The sequence below is a fragment of the Kitasatospora sp. NPDC101235 genome (assembly GCF_044767505.1).
Taxonomy (GTDB): Bacteria; Actinomycetota; Actinomycetes; order Streptomycetales; family Streptomycetaceae; genus Kitasatospora.
This window is the reverse complement of record NZ_JBIWNZ010000014.1, coordinates 17,821-36,092: the sequence shown is the minus strand read 5'-3', so window position 1 is coordinate 36,092 and position 18,272 is coordinate 17,821. Positions and strand designations below refer to the sequence as shown.

At 70.9% G+C, this 18,272-nt stretch carries 15 protein-coding genes; all 15 read left to right on the top strand.

The genetic code is table 11. The annotated features are described in order from the left end of the window. Positions 1–21: 21 nt before the first annotated feature. The 15 genes from ACIRRH_RS23240 (at position 22) to nuoN (ending at position 17,968) form a co-directional block, all read left to right on the top strand. Positions 22–720 carry a response regulator gene (locus ACIRRH_RS23240; RefSeq protein WP_403070544.1) on the top strand — a complete coding sequence of 233 codons (699 nt, stop codon included), beginning with the start codon at positions 22–24 and terminating at the stop codon, positions 718–720. Between the two features lie 899 nt (positions 721–1,619). Next, on the top strand, positions 1,620–1,979 hold the full coding sequence (locus tag ACIRRH_RS23235) for an NADH-quinone oxidoreductase subunit A (protein ID WP_030060100.1): 360 nt from the start codon (positions 1,620–1,622) through the stop codon (positions 1,977–1,979). Positions 1,980–2,107: 128 nt separating this feature from the next. Continuing rightward, complete coding sequence (locus tag ACIRRH_RS23230) at positions 2,108–2,662, top strand: NADH-quinone oxidoreductase subunit B family protein (protein ID WP_355265622.1); 555 nt, start codon at positions 2,108–2,110, stop codon at positions 2,660–2,662. Next, positions 2,659–3,372 (top strand): NADH-quinone oxidoreductase subunit C, encoded by a 714-nt coding sequence (locus ACIRRH_RS23225; protein ID WP_363390123.1) that lies wholly within the window; start codon positions 2,659–2,661, stop codon positions 3,370–3,372. Before ACIRRH_RS23230 ends, ACIRRH_RS23225 begins: the two co-directional genes overlap by 4 nt. Further along, entirely contained in the window at positions 3,372–4,712 is a 1,341-nt protein-coding gene (locus ACIRRH_RS23220; RefSeq protein ID WP_403070541.1) for an NADH-quinone oxidoreductase subunit D, read from the top strand. Before ACIRRH_RS23225 ends, ACIRRH_RS23220 begins: the two co-directional genes overlap by 1 nt. A gap of 17 nt (positions 4,713–4,729) precedes the next feature. Further along, positions 4,730–5,539: an NADH-quinone oxidoreductase subunit NuoE gene (gene nuoE / locus ACIRRH_RS23215; RefSeq protein ID WP_403070929.1), complete on the top strand. Its 810-nt coding sequence runs from the start codon at positions 4,730–4,732 to the stop codon at positions 5,537–5,539. Beyond that, positions 5,539–6,900, top strand: coding sequence for an NADH-quinone oxidoreductase subunit NuoF (gene nuoF / locus ACIRRH_RS23210; RefSeq protein ID WP_403070538.1), 1,362 nt, complete (start codon positions 5,539–5,541; stop codon positions 6,898–6,900). The genes nuoE and nuoF overlap by 1 nt, the downstream gene beginning before the upstream one ends. Further along, positions 6,897–9,467, top strand: a complete 2,571-nt coding sequence (locus tag ACIRRH_RS23205) for an NADH-quinone oxidoreductase subunit G (protein WP_403070535.1) — start codon at positions 6,897–6,899, stop codon at positions 9,465–9,467. Before nuoF ends, ACIRRH_RS23205 begins: the two co-directional genes overlap by 4 nt. Continuing rightward, positions 9,464–10,792 (top strand): NADH-quinone oxidoreductase subunit NuoH, encoded by a 1,329-nt coding sequence (nuoH, locus tag ACIRRH_RS23200; protein WP_403070532.1) that lies wholly within the window; start codon positions 9,464–9,466, stop codon positions 10,790–10,792. Before ACIRRH_RS23205 ends, nuoH begins: the two co-directional genes overlap by 4 nt. A 6-nt stretch (positions 10,793–10,798) precedes the next feature. Beyond that, entirely contained in the window at positions 10,799–11,407 is a 609-nt protein-coding gene (gene nuoI, locus ACIRRH_RS23195; RefSeq protein WP_403070530.1) for an NADH-quinone oxidoreductase subunit NuoI, read from the top strand. Further along, a complete protein-coding gene (locus ACIRRH_RS23190) occupies positions 11,404–12,387 on the top strand; it encodes an NADH-quinone oxidoreductase subunit J (RefSeq protein WP_403070527.1) in 984 nt (327 codons plus the stop codon). Before nuoI ends, ACIRRH_RS23190 begins: the two co-directional genes overlap by 4 nt. Further along, entirely contained in the window at positions 12,384–12,683 is a 300-nt protein-coding gene (gene nuoK / locus ACIRRH_RS23185; protein WP_188309222.1) for an NADH-quinone oxidoreductase subunit NuoK, read from the top strand. Before ACIRRH_RS23190 ends, nuoK begins: the two co-directional genes overlap by 4 nt. A 14-nt stretch (positions 12,684–12,697) precedes the next feature. After that, positions 12,698–14,617 (top strand): NADH-quinone oxidoreductase subunit L, encoded by a 1,920-nt coding sequence (nuoL, locus tag ACIRRH_RS23180; RefSeq protein ID WP_403070523.1) that lies wholly within the window; start codon positions 12,698–12,700, stop codon positions 14,615–14,617. A 34-nt stretch (positions 14,618–14,651) separates the two neighbouring features. Next, positions 14,652–16,334 (top strand): NADH-quinone oxidoreductase subunit M, encoded by a 1,683-nt coding sequence (locus ACIRRH_RS23175; protein WP_403070520.1) that lies wholly within the window; start codon positions 14,652–14,654, stop codon positions 16,332–16,334. Between the two features lie 11 nt (positions 16,335–16,345). After that, entirely contained in the window at positions 16,346–17,968 is a 1,623-nt protein-coding gene (gene nuoN / locus ACIRRH_RS23170) for an NADH-quinone oxidoreductase subunit NuoN (protein ID WP_403070926.1), read from the top strand. The last annotated feature ends 304 nt before the right edge of the window (positions 17,969–18,272 follow it).

Sequence of the window (18,272 nt, the reverse complement as noted above, 5' to 3'; positions counted from 1 at the left end):
CGGTAACGGGGAGGTGCGGATATGGGCAGTGGCACAGGGCCGGTTCGGATCCTGATCGCGGACGACCAGGCGGACGTTCGCAGTGCGTTCCGGATGATCCTGGACGTCCAGCCGGACATGGTGGTGGTGGCTGAGGCGGCGGACGGCGCCGCAGCGGTGCAGGAGGCAAGGAGACTGCGGCCGGACGTGGTGCTCGCGGACATCCGGATGCCGAAGCTGGACGGTTTGGAGGTCACACGCCAGTTGGCCGACCAGTGCAAGGTGATCGTGGTGACCACCTTCGACCTGGACGAGTACGTGCACACGGCACTGCGGCACGGGGCGGCCGGATTCCTGCTGAAGCGGTCGGGGCCGGTGCTGCTGATCGAGGCGGTCCGGGCGGCGATGGCGGGGGACGCGTTGATCAGCCCGCAGATCACCGTCCGGCTCCTGCGGCACATGGCACTCCCGGGTGCGGAGCCGGAGCCCGGGCCGGGCGCCAAGGCGGCTGCAGCGGCTCCGCCAGCGACAGCCGGGCCGGCGGAGGAACTGACCATGAGAGAAAGGGAGATCGCCGAGCTGGTGGCAGACGGCGCGACCAACGCCGAGATCGGCGCAGGGCTGTTCATCTCACCGGGGACGGTGAAGAACCACCTCGCCAACATCCAGCGCAAGATCGGAGCCCGTAACCGGGTGGGCATCGCGGCCTGGATCTGGGAGCAGGCGGCCGGCCGCCAGTAACCGGCCCTGGCCCGGAGGGCGAGAGCCCGGGCAGCCCAAGCCCAGGCAGGCAGCAGGCCCCGGGCACGGCGGGCAGTGCCGGAGTGGGCCGGGCCCGGGCAAGGTCAGCGCTGCCTTGTGCGAGGTCGCGGCCCTGTACGGCCGGCCGGCAGGCCTGTGGGCACGGACGCGGGCGCGGGCGCGGGCGCCGACCCCGCTTCGGCTGCGCGGCCGTGAGGCCTGCATGGTCGGCGCCGCCCACCCCCAACGACGCGCGGCCCACGCGGCCCAGGCGGCCCACACGGCCCATACGGCCCGCACAGCCGGAGCCCACACGGCCCATACGGCCCGCACAGCCGGAGCGGCCGAGCGCGCGCAGATCCGCCAACCCCAGCGCAGGCACCGGGCGGAGGAAGCCGGCACAGGCACCGGGCGGAGGCAGCGGCGGGCGGGTCGGTGAGGGGGAGAGGAGCCCCACCCGACGACAAGCTCGCGCGCTTGTGAACGAAGGGTCAAGCGAGCGTTCGGCCCCCCGCCACCCCTCCGAGTGAGCCGTCATAACACGTCAACATGACGCCTGGAAATTTGCCCAAGGCGATGCATGGTTGATATAGGACCATGCCCCTGACCAGCCGCTTCACAGGTAAATGCGACTGGTTGTGATCATTTGACTGCTATGCGTCGACAAATCTGGGCATGTTCACATTCGACACCATTCACATGGTGTCGTAGATCACAAAGATGGCGGTGAACTGCGTGTCGCAGATCACAAGCCGACAGGCATAGGATGCGCTCGTTCCAGGCTTTGTGAACTGCCTCACATGAGGTGGATCTCGGGAACTGGAACGCGGGTTCACCTCAGTGTGACCCGCCGGTTCCGATCTGCAGTCAAGGACGACTGGACGGAGGGAGCGGGGGCTATGAATGCCTACGCGCCGATCCTCGTACTCGGTGCCATCGCGGCGGCGTTCGCGGTCGGCTCCGTCGTGATGGCCTCACTCACCGGCCCCAAGCGCTACAACCGGGCCAAGTTGGAGGCGTACGAGTGCGGCATCGAGCCGACCCCGCAGCCCGTGGGCGGCGGTCGGTTCCCGATCAAGTACTACCTGACGGCGATGCTCTTCATCGTCTTCGACATCGAGATCGTCTTCCTCTACCCCTGGGCGGTGACCTTCGACGCCCTGGGGATCTTCGGGCTGGTCGAGATGCTCCTGTTCATCGCCACCGTCTTCGTCGCGTACGCCTACGTGTGGCGGCGCGGCGGCCTGGAGTGGGACTGAGCGCGGGGTGGTCCGAGCGCGGGGTGGTGACCCCACCCGTCCGCCGGCTGTGCGCCCGCTTGTGAAAGAGCGGACAAGCCAGAACCGGCCCACGTATCAGCGGTCTTGAGGGCATTGAGAGGGATCTGATGGGAATCGAGGAGAAGCTGCCGAGCGGCTTTCTGCTCACGACCGTGGAGACGGCCGCCGGCTGGGTGCGCAAGGCGTCACTCTTCCCGGCCACCTTCGGTCTGGCCTGCTGCGCGATCGAGATGATGACCACCGGTGCAGGCCGCTACGACCTGGCCCGGTTCGGCATGGAGGTCTTCCGGGGTTCCCCCCGGCAGGCCGATCTGATGATCGTGGCGGGCCGGGTGAGCCAGAAGATGGCCCCGGTGCTGCGCCAGGTGTACGACCAGATGCCCAACCCCAAGTGGGTGATCTCGATGGGCGTCTGCGCCTCGTCCGGCGGGATGTTCAACAACTACGCGATCGTCCAGGGCGTCGACCACATCGTCCCGGTGGACATCTACCTGCCCGGCTGTCCGCCCCGTCCGGAGATGCTGATGGACGCCATCCTGAAGCTGCACGACAAGATCCAGCACGAGCCGCTCGGCGTGAACAAGCGCCGGGCCGAGGAGCTCGGCGAGGCGCTCGCCCTCAAGGCCACCCCGATCAGTGAGATGCGGGGGCAGCTGCGATGAACGACCAGGTACCCGAGACCCGCCGGGAGCAGCCGGTCCGCGAGATCCCGGTCGAGGTGGTCGGCCGCCGCCAGGGCATGTTCGGCGCCAAGGGCAGCGGCGACACCTCCGGCTTCGGCGGCCTGGCCGCCCCGATCGCGCTGCCCGGCCCGAGTGAACGCCCGTACGGCGGCTGGTTCGACGAGGTCGCCGACGAGCTGGAGGGCGCCCTGGAGGAGCAGGGCCTGGACCCGGTCGAGGTGATCGGGAAGACCGTGGTCGACCGCGGCGAGCTCACCTTCCACATCGACCGCGACCACCTGCTGGGGACCGTCCGCATCCTGCGCGACGACCCGGCGCTGCGCTTCGAACTGTGCCTCGGCGTGAGCGGCGTGCACTACCCCGGCGACAAGGGCCGCGAGCTGCACGCGGTCTACCACCTGCGCTCGATCACCCACGGCCGGCTGATCCGGCTGGAGGTCACCGCGCCCGACGCCGACCCGCGCATCCCCTCCGTGGTGAGCGTCTACCCGACCAACGACTGGCACGAGCGCGAGGCCTACGACTTCTTCGGCCTGGTCTTCGAGGGCCACCCGGCGCTCACCCGGATCATGATGCCGGACGACTGGCTGGGCCACCCGCAGCGCAAGGACTACCCGCTCGGCGGCATCCCCGTCGAGTACAAGGGCGCCCAGATCCCGGCTCCCGACCAGCGGAGGTCGTACAGCTGATGAACACCCAGCACTTTGGAGAGACCGAGGAAGCAGACGCCCGCGAGACCACCGAGGGCCGGGTCTTCACCGTCACCGGCGGCGACTGGGGCGAGGTGGTCGAGGCGGTCGGCCGGGCCGACGACGAGCGCATCATCGTCAACATGGGCCCCCAGCACCCGTCCACCCACGGCGTGCTGCGGCTGATCCTGGAGATCGACGGCGAGACGGTGAAGGAGGCCCGCTGCGGCATCGGCTACCTCCACACCGGCATCGAGAAGAACATGGAGTTCCGCAGCTGGGTCCAGGGCACCACCTTCGTGACCCGCATGGACTACCTGACCCCGCTGTTCAACGAGACCGCCTACTGCCTGGCGGTCGAGAAGCTGCTCGGCATCACCGACGACGTCCCGGACCGGGCCAGCGTCATCCGGGTGATGATGATGGAGCTCAACCGGATCGCCTCGCACCTGGTCTGCCTGGCCACCGGCGGCATGGAGATCGGCTCCACCACCCTGATGATCTACGGCTTCCGGGACCGCGAGCTGATCCTGGACGTCTTCGAGCTGGTCACCGGCCTGCGCATGAACCACGCGTACGTGCGCCCCGGCGGCCTCGCCCAGGACCTGCCGCCCGGCGCCGTCGACCAGATCCGCGAGGCGGTCAAGGTCTTCCGCTCCCGGATGCACGAGTACGACAAACTCGCCACCGGCAACCCGGTGTTCAAGGCCCGTCTGGTCGACGTCGGCTTCCTGGACCTGCCCGGCTGCCTGGCCCTCGGCGCCACCGGCCCGATCCTGCGGGCCACCGGCCTGCCGCACGACCTGCGCAAGACCGACCCGTACTGCGGGTACGAGGACTACGACTTCGAGGTCGCGATCGCCGACAGCGCCGACTCCTACGGCCGCTTCCTGATCCGCCTGGAGGAGATGAATCAGTCGCTGCGGATCGTCGAGCAGTGCCTGGACCGGCTGCGGCCGGGCCCGGTCATGGTGGCCGACAAGAAGATCGCCTGGCCCGCCCAACTGGCCGTCGGCCCGGACGGGATGGGCAACTCCCTCGACCACATCCGCAAGATCATGGGCACCTCGATGGAGGCCCTGATCCACCACTTCAAGCTGGTCACCGAGGGCTTCCGGGTGCCGGTCGGCCAGGCGTACGCGGCGGTCGAGTCGCCCAAGGGCGAGCTGGGCGTGCACGTGGTCAGCGACGGCGGGACGCGGCCGTACCGGGTCCACTTCCGGGACCCGTCGTTCACCAATCTGCAGACGATGGCGGCGATGTGCGAGGGCGGCCAGGTGGCCGACGTGATCGTCGCGGTGGCCGGGATCGACCCGGTGATGGGAGGCGTGGACCGGTGACCAACGTCGAACTCGGACTGCCGGCACTGCCGGCCGCACCGTACCCCGAGGAGGTGCACGCCCGGCTGGCCGCCGACGCGGCCGAGCTGATCGGCCGCTACCCGCAGCCCCGCTCGGCGCTGCTGCCGCTGCTGCACCTGGTGCAGGCCGAGGAGGGCTTCGTCAGCCCGACCGGGATCCGCTTCTGCGCCGAGCAGCTGGACCTCACCACCGCCGAGGTCACCGCGGTCGCGACCTTCTACACCATGTACCGGCGCCGCCCGGCCGGGAAGTACCACGTCGGGGTCTGCACCAACACCCTGTGCGCGGTGCTCGGCGGCGACCAGATCTTCGCCGAGCTCCAGGAGCACCTGGGCATCCGCAACAACGAGACCACCGGGGACGGCGAGGTCTCGATCGAGCACATCGAGTGCAACGCGGCCTGCGACTACGCGCCCGTGGTGATGGTCAACTGGGAGTTCTTCGACAACCAGACCCCGGAGAGCGCCCGGCAGCTGGTCGACGACCTGCGCGCCGGCCGTGAGGTCCGGCCCACCCGCGGCGCTCGGCTGTGCGGCTTCAAGGAGACCGCCCGAATCCTGGCCGGCTTCCCCGACGAGCGCCCGGGCGCCAACGACGAGTCCGGTGCCGGCGGCGCACCCTCCCTCGCCGGCCTGCGGCTGTCCCGCGGCGAGGCCCTGCCCGGCGCCCCCGGCACCAGGGTCGTCTCCCCGCGCAACGAGCCGCCCCGCCCCGACGCCTCCCTCCCCGACGCACCCCGGGCCGACGCACCCCGCTCCGAATCCCCCCGCCCCGAGGGCAACGGCCAGGAAGGGAGCGAAGCGTGATGACCTCCGCCGAGCCGGCCGAGAAACTGCTCACCCCGGTCCTGTCCGACTCCTGGGACGACAGCCGTCCCTGGACGCTCGACACCTACCGCCGCCACCACGGCTACGAGGGCCTCAAGGCGGCCCTCGCCATGCCGCCGGACGACGTGATCGCCCTGGTCAAGGACGCCGGCCTGCGCGGCCGCGGCGGCGCCGGCTTCCCGACCGGCATGAAGTGGCAGTTCATCCCGCAGAACGACGGCAAGCCGCACTACCTGGTGGTCAACGCGGACGAGTCCGAGCCGGGCACCTGCAAGGACATCCCGCTGCTGTTCGCCAACCCGCACGCGCTGATCGAGGGCATGATCATCGCCTCCTACGCGATCCGCTGCGACCACGCCTTCATCTACCTGCGCGGCGAGGTCGTCCCGGTGCTGCGCCGGCTGCACGCGGCCGTCGCCGAGGCGTACGGGGCGGGGCTGCTGGGCCGGAACATCCTCGGCTCGGGCATCGACCTCGACATCACCGTGCACGCCGGCGCCGGCGCCTACATCTGCGGCGAGGAGACGGCGCTGCTCGACTCGCTGGAGGGCCGGCGCGGCCAGCCCAGGCTGCGGCCCCCGTTCCCGGCGATCGCCGGCCTGTACGCCTGTCCGACGGTGGTCAACAACGTCGAGTCGATCGCCTCGGTGCCGCCGATCCTGGCCCGCGGCAAGGAGTGGTTCAAGGCCCTGGGCACCGAGAAGTCCCCCGGCTTCACGCTCTACTCGCTCTCCGGCCACGTCACCAACCCCGGCCAGTACGAGGCCCCGCTCGGCATCACGCTGCGCCAGCTGCTCGACCTCAGCGGCGGCATCCGCCCCGGGCACCGGCTGAAGTTCTGGACCCCGGGTGGTTCCTCCACCCCGATGTTCACCGACGAGCACCTCGACGTCCCGCTGGACTACGAGGGAGTCGGGGCGGCGGGCTCGATGCTCGGCACCAAGGCGCTCCAGGTCTTCGACGAGACCACCTGCGTGGTGCGCGCGGTCACCCGCTGGACGGAGTTCTACGCCCACGAGTCCTGCGGCAAGTGCACCCCCTGCCGCGAGGGCACCTACTGGCTGGTCCAGCTGCTCAAGCGGATCGAGGCGGGCGAGGGCGTCGACGGGGACCTGGAGAAGCTCCTCGACATCGCCGACAACATCAACGGCAAGTCCTTCTGCGCACTGGGCGACGGCGCGGCCAGCCCGATCGTCTCCTCGCTCAAGCACTTCCGGGCCGAGTACGAGCAGCACCTGGCCGAGCGCCGCTGCCCGTTCGACCCGGCCGCCTCCACCGTCTGGGCCGACGGCCCCCGCCCCGGCCACCAGTCCGCCACCGAAAGGGAGGTGCACGCGTGACGATCACAGAGCCAACCGCCTCCGAGACCGCGGTCGAACTGGTCACGCTCACCATCGACGGCGTCGAAGTGCGGGTCCCCAAGGGAACGTTGGTGATCCGGGCCGCCGAGACCATCGGCACCCAGATCCCGCGCTTCTGCGACCACCCGCTGCTCGACCCGGCCGGCGCCTGCCGCCAGTGCATCGTCGAGATCGAGGGCCAGCGCAAGCCGGTCGCCTCCTGCACCATCCCGGTGGCCGAGGGCATGGTGGTGCGCACCCAGCTCAGCTCGCCGGTGGCAGAGAAGGCGCAGCGCGGCGTGATGGAGCTGCTGCTGATCAACCACCCGCTGGACTGCCCGGTCTGCGACAAGGGCGGCGAGTGCCCGCTGCAGAACCAGGCGATGACCAACGGTGCCGCCGACTCCCGCTTCGAGGGCATGAAGCGCACCTACGAGAAGCCGGTGCCGATCAGCAGCCAGGTGCTGCTGGACCGCGAGCGCTGCGTGCTGTGCGCGCGCTGCACCCGCTTCTCGCAGCAGATCGCCGGGGACCCGTTCATCGACCTGGTGGAGCGCGGGGCGCTACAGCAGGTCGGCACCGGCGAGGGCGACGACTTCGAGTCGTACTTCTCCGGGAACACCATCCAGATCTGCCCGGTGGGCGCGCTGACCTCGGCGGCGTACCGGTTCCGCTCGCGCCCCTTCGACCTGGTCTCCTCGCCGAGCGTGTGCGAGCACTGCGCCTCGGGCTGCGCGCAGCGCACCGACCACCGGCGCGGCAAGGTGCTGCGCCGGCTGGCGGGCGAGGACCCGGCGGTGAACGAGGAGTGGAACTGCGACAAGGGCCGCTTCGCCTTCCGCTACGCCCAGCAGCGCGACCGGCTGACCACCCCGCTGGTGCGGGTGGACGGCGAGCTGGTGCCGGCCTCCTGGCCGGAGGCGCTGGCCCGGGCGGCCGAGGGGCTGCGCGGGGCCCGGACCGGGGTGCTGGCCGGCGGCCGGGTGACGGTCGAGGACGCCTACGCGTACGGGAAGTTCGCGCGGGTGGTGCTCGGCACCAACGACGTGGACTTCCGGGCCCGCCCGCACAGCGGTGAGGAGGCGGACTTCCTGGCCGCGGCGGTGGCCGGGCGGGGCGTCGACGTGGACGGCACCGGGGTGGCGTACGAGGACCTCGACCGGGCGCCGGCGGTGCTGCTGGCGGGCTTCGAGCCGGAGGAGGAGTCGCCGATCGTCTTCCTGCGGCTGCGCAAGGCGACCCGGGCGACGGGCCTGAAGGTGTTCTCGGTGGCCGCGTTCGGCTCCCGGGGCCTGACGAAGCTGCACGGCGCGCTGCTGCCGGCCGCTCCCGGCACCGAGCCGGAGTGGTTCGCGGCGCTGGCGGCGGACGAGCCGCTGACCGACGACGCCGGGCGGGCGGCCGAACTGCTGCGCACCCCGGGCGCGGTGATCCTGGCGGGCGAGCGGCTGGCCGCCGTCCCGGGCGCGCTGACGGCGGTGCTGCGGTTGGCGCACGCGACCGGCGCGAAGCTCGCCTGGGTGCCGCGCCGGGCCGGTGACCGCGGGGCGGTGGAGGCGGGCGCGCTGCCGGGCCTGCTGCCGGGCGGCCGTCCGGTGGCCGCCGCGGCGGCCCGGGCGGAGGCGTCCGCGGTGTGGGGCGGGGCCGAGCTGCCGTCCCGGCCGGGTCGGGACACCGACGGGATCCTGGCGGCGGCCGTGGGCGGCGAGCTGGACGCGCTGCTGGTCGGCGGCGTGGACCCGGACGACCTGCCGGACCCGGCGTTGGCCGACGAGGCGTTGGCGGCGGTGCCGTTCCTGCTGTCGCTGGAGTTGCGGCCCTCGGCGGTGACGGCGCGCGCCGACGTGGTGCTGCCGGTGGCGGCGGTGGCGGAGAAGGCCGGCACCTTCCTGGACTGGGAGGGCCGGGTCCGGATGTTCGAGTCCGCGCTCAAGCCGGACCAGCAGATGGGCCGGCACCTCCAGTCGGACCTGCGGGTGCTGGGCATGCTGGCGGACGCGCTGGGCCGGCGGCTGGGTCTGCCGGACGTAAGGGCGGCCCGGCTGGAGCTGGACCGTTTCGCCCCCTGGGAGGGCGACCGCACGGCCGACCCGGCGGCGCACCCGGGCCCGCTGCCCCGGCCGGCCACCGGCCAGGCGGTGCTGGCGGGTTGGCGGATGCTGCTGGACAACGGCGTGCTGCAGCAGGGGGACCCGCACCTGGCGGGCACCCGGCACCGGGCGGTGGCCCGGATCTCGGCGGAGACGGCCAAGGAGATCGGTGCCGAGGCGGCCGCCGGGCTGCGGCTGACCGGCCCGGCCGGCTCGCTGACCCTGCCGCTGGAGGTCACCGACTCGATCCCGGACCGCACGGTCTGGGTCCCGCTCGACTCCACACCGGGCGGTGCCCACCGCGCGCTCGGCACCACCGTCGGCCACCTGGTCACGATCGCCGCGGCCGAGCCCGAGCCCGAGCCCGAGACCAAGCCCGAGCCGACGGCGCAGGACCAGGTGACTCAGGACCGGCCGGCGCAGGACCAGACCGGGGCGACCGCGGACGAGACCGCGGGCGAAGGGGAGGACCGATGACTTCGCAGCCGTACGAGACGCTCCACTTCTTCGGGCAGGACCCGTGGTGGCTGGTGCTGCTGAAGGCGGTGTTCTGCTTCGCCTTCCTGGTCCTGACGGTGCTGATCGCGATCGTCTGGGAGCGCAAGGTGGTGGCCTGGATGCAGCTGCGCATCGGGCCCAACCGGCACGGCCCGTGGGGTCTGCTGCAGTCGCTGGCGGACGGCGTGAAGCTGGCGCTGAAGGAAGACCTGGTGGTCAAGGGCTCGGACAAGGTGGTCTACATCCTGGCCCCGATCGTCTGCGCCATCCCCGCGTTCATGGCCTTCGCAGTGATCCCGTTCGGCCCGGCCGGCAACGAGGTGTCGATCTTCGGCACCCGTACGCCGCTCCAGCTGACGGACTTCCCGGTCGCGCTGCTGTACATCCTGGCGACGGCCTCGGTGGGCATCTACGGCATCGTGCTGGCCGGCTGGTCCTCGGGTTCGACGTACCCGCTGCTGGGCGGGCTGCGCTCGTCCGCACAGATGATCAGCTACGAGATCGCGATGGGCCTGTCCTTCGCGGCGGTGTTCATCTACTCGGGCTCGATGTCGACCTCGGAGATCGTGGCGCACCAACAGCCGACCTGGTTCGCGGCGCTGCTGCCGGTGTCGTTCATCGTGTACGTCATCGCGATGGTCGGTGAGACCAACCGGGCGCCGTTCGACCTGCCGGAGGCCGAGGGCGAGCTGGTCGGCGGGTTCAACACCGAGTACTCCTCGCTGAAGTTCGCGATGTTCATGCTGGCCGAGTACGTGAACATGGTGACGGTCTCGGCGGTGGCCTCGACCCTCTTCCTGGGCGGCTGGCGGGCTCCGTGGCCGGTGTCGACCTTCTGGGAGGGCGCCAACCACGGCTGGTGGCCGATGCTGTGGATCACGCTGAAGATCCAGCTGCTGCTGTTCTTCTTCATCTGGCTGCGCGGCACGCTGCCCCGGTTCCGCTACGACCAGTTCATGAAGCTGGGCTGGAAGGTGCTGATCCCGGTCTCGCTGGTGTGGCTGGTGCTGATCGCGAGCGTGCGGGCGCTGCGCAACGAGGGCTACGGCTTCGGCGAGGTGGTGCTGTACGTGGGCGCCCCGGTCGGGGCGGTGCTGCTGCTGGCGCTGCTGCGGGACTTCCTGAGGAAGCAGCCGGAACCCGAGGACCTCCCGCCCAAGGCCGACTTCGATCCGATGGCGGGCGGCTACCCGGTCCCGCCGCTGCCCGGCCAGGTGCTCCCGCCGGTGCCGCGCCGGCGCAGCCGCGCCCCGAAGCAACTCCAGGACGCCCTCAACGGGGCCGACCATTCCGAAGGGAGCTGAACCGAGATGTCCGACCAGTCCGATCGTACGGACCGCCCCGAGCGGGCCGACCGTCCGTCGATCCTCGGCCCGGCCGCCGGCTTCGGCGTGACCTTCAAGGCCATGTTCAAGAAGCGGCTCACCGAGCAGTACCCGGAGCAGAAGAAGCCCACCGCTCCGCGCTTCCACGGCCGCCACCAGCTGAACCGGCACCCGGACGGCCTGGAGAAGTGCGTCGGCTGCGAGCTGTGCGCGTGGGCCTGCCCGGCCGACGCGATCTACGTGGAGGGCGCGGACAACCGGGACGAGGAGCGCTACTCCCCGGGTGAGCGCTACGGAGCGGTGTACCAGATCAACTACGCCCGCTGCATCCTGTGCGGGCTGTGCATCGAGGCCTGCCCGACCCGGGCGCTGACCATGACCAACGAGTACGAGCTGGCCGACTCCTCCCGGCGGGACCTGATCTTCACCAAGGAGCAGCTGCTGGTGGGCCTGTCCGAGGGCATGGTCGACACCCCGCACGCGATCTTCCCGGGCACCGACGAGGGCGCGTACTACCGGGGCGAGGTCACCGCGGCGGCGCCGGGGACGGTTCAGCAGGAGCGCACCGACCGGGAGAGGGAGGTGCAGCAGTGAGCGCGCAGCTGGCGGAAGCGGTCGGGACGACCTCGACGGGTGAGGCCGTCCAGTTCTGGGTGCTCGCGGTGATCGCGGTCGGCGGCGCGCTCGGCATGGTGCTGATGCGCAAGGCCGTGCACAGCGCGCTCTGCCTGGCGGGCACCATGATGGCGCTGGCGGTCTGTTACATGGCCCAGGGCGCGGTGTTCCTGGGCGTGGTGCAGATCGTGGTCTACACCGGCGCGATCATGATGCTGTTCCTGTTCGTGGTGATGCTGGTCGGCGTCACCAGCGAGGACTCCCTGAAGGAGCAGCTGAAGGGCCAGCGGTTCGCCGCGGCGCTGTGCGGGCTGGGCTTCGGCGTGCTGCTGATCGCCGGGATCGCCAACGCGAAGCTGAACCACTTCACCGGGCTGTCCGAGGCGAACGCCGAGGGCAACGTGCCGGGCCTGGCCCGGCTGATCTTCACCCGGTACGTGTGGGCCTTCGAGGTCACCGGCGCACTGCTGATCACCGCGGCGATCGGCGCGATGGTGCTGACCCACCGGGAGCACGTGAAGGCGCCGAAGACGCAGCGCGAGCTGGCGGCGCAGCGGGTCAAGGACAACATCCAGGTGCCGCCGCTGCCGGCGCCCGGCGTGTACGCGCGGCACAACGCGGTGGACGTCCCGGGGCTGCTGCCGGACGGCACGATCGCCGAGGACTCGGTGATGGCGACGCTGCGCGAGCGCGGCCAGGTCCGGGACGTGAGCCAGGCGATGCTGCAGCGGATGGCGGAGCTGGAGAACACCACGGCGGACTGGCTGGGCCGTCCGTCCTCGGAGCGGCCGGCGATGGCGCCCCCGCGCAAGTCGCTGAAGCCGGCGCAGGCGAACGGCCGGCCGGCGCCGACGAACGGTGGGTCGGTGTCGGCGAACGGCCGGCCGGCTCCGACGAACGGCGAGCCGGTTCCGGCGAACAACGTGGAGCACCCGGCCGACGAGGAGGGCACGGAGTGAACCCGGTCAACTACCTCTACCTGTCGGCCCTGTTGTTCACCATCGGCGCGTCCGGGGTGCTGATCCGGCGCAACGCGATCGTGCTGTTCATGTGCGTGGAGCTGATGCTGAACGCCTCGAACCTCGCCCTGGTGACCTTCTCCCGGCTGCACGGGACCCTGGACGGCCAGATCATCGCGTTCTTCACGATGGTGGTCGCGGCGGCCGAGGTCGTGGTCGGCCTCGCCATCATCGTCTCTATCTTCCGGACCAGGCACTCCGCTTCGGTCGACGACAGCAACCTGATGAAGCTGTAGGCGGAGGGCCTTCGGTGAACTCTCTCATTCCGCTGCTGGTGGCGGCTCCACTGGCGGGCGCCGCCCTGCTCCTGCTCGGCGGCCGGGCGCTGGACCGGTACGGCCACTGGCTGGCCACCGCGCTCGCGGCGCTCTCGTTCGGCTTCGGCCTGGCCCTGTTCTCGGACATGCTCGGCCGTGACGCCGAGCACCGGGCGGTCACCGAGCACCTGTTCAGCTGGATCCAGGTGAACGGCTTCCAGGCCGACGTCTCGTTCCGGCTCGACCAGCTGTCGATGACCTTCGTCCTGCTGATCACCGGCGTCGGCACGCTGATCCACCTCTACTCGGTCGGCTACATGGCGCACGACGAGCGCCGGCGCCGCTTCTTCGCGTACCTGAACCTGTTCCTGGCCGCCATGCTGCTGCTGGTGGTCGCGGACAACTACCTGTTGCTGTACTTCGGCTGGGAGGGCGTGGGCCTGGCCTCGTACCTCCTGATCGGCTTCTGGCAGCACAAGCCGAGCGCGGCGACGGCGGCGAAGAAGGCCTTCATCGTCAACCGGGTCGGCGACGTCGGCCTGTCCATCGCGATCATGCTGATGTTCGCGGAGTTCGGCTCCTTCGCCTTCGACCCGGTCTTCGGGGCGGCGCACGAGGCGAGCGAGGGCAAGCTGACGGCGATCGGGCTGATGCTGCTGCTGGCGGCCTGCGGCAAGTCGGCGCAGGTGCCGCTGCAGTCCTGGCTGGGGGACGCGATGGAGGGCCCGACCCCGGTGTCGGCGCTGATCCACGCGGCCACCATGGTGACCGCGGGCGTCTACCTGATCACCCGCTCCGCGACGATCTTCGACCTGGCGCCGGACGCGCAGACCGCCGTGGTGGTGGTCGGCGCGGTCACGCTGCTGTTCGGTGCGGTCGTCGGTTGCGCCAAGGACGACATCAAGAAGGCGCTGGCCGGCTCGACCATGTCGCAGATCGGCTACATGGTGATGGCGGCCGGGCTCGGCCCGATCGGCTACGCCTTCGCGATCATGCACCTGGTGACCCACGGCTTCTTCAAGGCCGGGCTGTTCCTCGGCGCCGGGTCGGTCATGCACGGCATGAACGACGAGGTGAACATGCGTCACTACGGCGGCCTGCGCAAGTACATGCCGGTCACCTTCGTCACCTTCGGCCTCGGCTACCTGGCGATCATCGGCTTCCCGGGCCTGTCCGGCTTCTTCTCCAAGGACAAGATCATCGAGGCGGCCTTCGCCAAGGGCGGCACCGAGGGCTGGATCCTCGGGCTGTGCGCGCTGGTCGGCGCGGCGGTCACCGCGTTCTACATGACCCGGGTGATGGTGCTGACCTTCTTCGGTGAGAAGCGCTGGCAGCCGACCGGTGAGACCGGCGGCTCCGCCGCGGGCGACGACAACCTCCCGCACCCGCACGAGTCGCCCAGGACCATGACCGTCCCGATGGTCCTGCTGGCCGTCGGCTCGGTCTTCGCGGGCGGGCTGTTCGCCTTCAACGACTCCTTCCTGAAGTGGCTGGAGCCGGTCACCGGGTACGAGGAGGGCAACTCCCCGCTCGCCCCGCTGACCGTCACCCTGCTGACCACGGCATGCATGCTGGCCGGCGTCGGCGTCGCGTACCTGATGTACGGGCGCTCGCCGGTCCCGGTGGTGCCGCCGGTGGGCTCCCCGCTCACCCGGGCGGCCCGCCGCGACCTGCTGCAGGACGACTTCAACCACGCGGTGCTGGTGCGGCCGGGCTCGGCGCTCGCCGCGGCGCTGGTCTTCTTCGACAGCCGAGGCCTGGACGGCGTGGTCAACGGCCTGGCCGCCGCGATCGGCGGGCTCTCCGGCCGGCTGCGGCGGGTCCAGAACGGCTTCGTCCGCTCGTACGCGCTCTCCATGTTCGGCGGCACGCTGGTGCTGGTCGCCACGACTCTCCTGATGAGGTCCACGTGATGACTCGTCCTGATATCCGTCGGGGGGTGGGCGCATGAGCGCGCTTCTGACCGCCACCTGCGCCGTTCCGGCGGCCGGCGCGGTGCTGACCGCCGCGCTGCCCGCCGGGTCCTCCGAGAGCCGGCGCAGGACCACCAAGGCCGTCGCGCTGGGCGTCTCGGCCGTCACCCTGGTGCTGGCCGCCGTGGTGGCGACGCGGTTCGACCCGCACGGCGCCCGCTTCCAGCTGACCGAGTCGTACAGCTGGATCCGTTCCTTCGGCATCACCTTCTCGCTCGGCGTGGACGGCATCGGCGTCGTGCTCGCCCTGCTCACCGCCGTGCTCGTGCCGCTGGTGATCCTCGCCTCCTGGCACGACGCCGACCCGTCCTCCTCGCCCGCCGACGGGCCGGGGGCACGTCCCGGCCGCCGGGCCGGGGGAGAGGGGACCGGCCCGGCCCGGCCCGACGGCACCTTCGAGAACAGGCGCCGCACCCAGGGCTTCTTCGCGCTGATCCTGGCGGTGGAGGCGATGGTGGTCGTCTCCTTCTACGCCACCGACGTCTTCGTGTTCTACGTGTTCTTCGAAGCCATGCTGATCCCGATGTACTTCCTGATCGGCGGCTTCGGCGACCGGGCGGGCGGCCCCGAGTCCGCGCGTCAGCGCTCCTACGCGGCCGTGAAGTTCCTGCTCTACAACCTGCTCGGCGGCCTGGTGATGCTGGCCGCCGTGATCGGCCTGTACGTGACCGCGCAGGACCAGGGCTTCGGCACCTTCGACCTGCCGACCCTGACCTCGGCGATCGCCGACGGCCGGATCCAGCTGACCGGTACCGCCGAGAAGGCGCTGTTCCTGGGCTTCTTCTTCGCCTTCGCGGTGAAGGCCCCGCTGTGGCCGCTGCACACCTGGCTGCCGAACGCGATGGGCGAGTCCACCGCCGGCACCGCGGTGCTGATCACCGCGGTGGTGGACAAGGTCGGCACCTTCGCGATGCTGCGCTTCTGCCTCGGGCTGTTCCCGAACGCCTCGAAGACCTTCGCCCCGGCGATCCTGGTCCTCGCGCTGATCGGGATCGTCTACGGCGCGCTGCTGGCGGTCGGCCAGAAGGACATCAAGCGCCTGGTGGCGTACGCCTCGATCTCGCACTTCGGCTTCATCATCATGGGCATCTTCGCCCTGACCAGTCAGGGCCAGAGCGGCGCCACCCTCTACATGGTCAACCACGGCCTGTCCACGGCGGCGTGGATGCTGGTGGCCGGCTTCCTGATCTCCCGTCGCGGCTCGCGGCTGATCGCCGACTACGGCGGTGTGCAGAAGGTCGCCCCGGTGCTCGCCGGGACCTTCCTGATCGGCAGTCTGGCCACCCTGTCGCTGCCCGGGCTCGCCCCGTTCGTCAGCGAGTTCCTGGTGCTGGTGGGCACCTTCACCCGCTACCCGGCGATCGGCATCGTGGCCACCTTCGGCATCGTGCTGGCCGCGCTGTACGCCCTGCTGCTGTACCAGCGCACCATGACCGGCCCGGTGAAGGACGGGGTGCGCACGATCCCCGACCTCAAGGCCCGCGAACTCCTCGTGGTCGGCCCGCTGGTGGCGCTGACCATCCTGCTCGGCGTCTACCCCAAGCCGCTCACCGACCTGGTCAACCCCTCGGTGAACGCGACGCTCTCGCAGATCCACCAGACCGACCCGGCGCCGGCCCACCCGGTCGCCGCCACCTCAGGAGGTGAGCAGAAGTGAGCACCACCGCGATGCTCGCCGCCGCCGGCGGCAACACCGCCGGCATCCCGGCACCGCACATCGAGTACGGCCAGCTCTCCCCGATGCTCGTGGTGTTCGCCACCGCCCTGGCCGGCGTCCTGGTGGAGGCCTTCGCGCCCCGCCGGTTCCGGCACTGGACGCAGGTGACGCTCGCCCTGGCCGGGCTGGTCGGCGCCTTCGTCGCCGTGGTGGTGCTGGCCGTGCAGGGCTACGGTTCCACCAAGGTGGACCTGCTGGCCATGGAGTCCGTCGCCCTGGACGGCCCGGCGCTGTTCCTCCAGGGCGTGATCCTGCTGGCCGCCGTGGTCGCGGTGCTCACCTACGCCGAGCGGAGGCTGGAGCCCAAGGCCGGCGGCCGGCCCGCCGACGCCTTCGCCGCCCAGGCCGCCGCCACCCCCGGCGGCGAGCAGGAACGGGCCGCGGTCCGGGCCGGCTTCGCCACCAGCGAGGTCTTCCCGCTCACCATGTTCGCGGTCGGCGGCATGCTGCTGTTCCCCGCGGCCAACGACCTGCTGACCATGTTCGTGGCGCTGGAGGTCTTCTCGCTGCCGCTGTACCTGCTGTGCGCGCTGGCCCGGCGCCGTCGGCTGCTCTCCCAGGAGGCGGCGGTCAAGTACTTCCTGCTCGGTGCCTTCGCCTCGGCGTTCTTCCTGTTCGGCACCGCGCTGGTGTACGGCTACGCGGGCAGTGTGCGGCTCGGCGACATCGGCGACGTCATCTCCGGCAAGGCGATGACCACCCCCGCGCTGCTGAGCACCACCCAGAGCGACGCGCTGGTGCTGACCGGCCTGGCGATGCTGGCGGTCGGCCTGCTGTTCAAGGTCGCCGCGGTGCCCTTCCACTCCTGGACCCCGGACGTCTACCAGGGCGCGCCGACCCCGGTGACCGGTTTCATGGCGGCGGCCACCAAGGTCGCGGCCTTCGGGGCCTTCCTGCGGCTGTTCTACGTGGCCTTCCCGGGCCTGCGGCTGGACTGGCGGCCGGTGATGTGGGGGGTGGCGATCCTCACCATGGTCGTCGGTGCGGTGCTCGCGGTGACCCAGCAGGACGTCAAGCGCCTGCTGGCGTACTCCTCGATCGCGCACGCCGGGTTCATCCTGACCGGCGTGATCGCCGTCAACAAGCAGGGCATCTCCTCGGTGTTGTTCTACCTGCTGGCGTACTCCTTCGTGACGCTCGGCGCGTTCGCCGTGGTCACCCTGGTGCGCGACTCCAAGGGCGAGGCGACCCACCTGTCCAGCTGGGCCGGGCTCGGGCGGCGTTCGCCGCTGGTGGCGGCGGTGTTCGCGCTGTTCCTGCTGGCGTTCGCCGGGATTCCGCTGACCTCCGGCTTCACCGGGAAGTTCGCGGTCTTCCAGGCCGCGGCCAGCGGCGGGGCGACCCCGCTGGTGGTCGTCGGTGTGCTGAGTTCGGCGGTGGCCGCGTTCTTCTACATCCGGGTCATCGTGCTGATGTTCTTCTCGGACCCGCAGCCGGGCGGCCCCACGGTGGCGATCCCGAGCGCCTTCACGGCGACCGCGATCGGGGTGGGGGTGCTGGTCACGCTGGGGCTCGGACTGCTGCCGCAGTACTTCCTCGACCTCGCGTCCAAGGCCGCACTGTTCGTGCGCTGACCTTCGCGTCCGCCGTTCCCGACCAGGGCCCCGTCCGGGCCGCGCCCAGTCCGCGCGGCCCGGACGGGTCTTTGTCGGGAGCCGGGGCCGGGGGAGTTCCGACCGGCTCTCCCGCCTTTATTTCCATCCGAATTCACCCCCACCGCCGTCCGGCCCGCACAGCAGCCCTGACCAGGGCATCAGGCCCGATCATGACAGGATCCGCACGCCCGTGCAGTGATCCACTCGCGACCGGATACCCTGCCTGTATGGCCAGCGGCGGCACTCAGGGACCAGGCCGCTAGATCGACCAGGGACAGAGGAG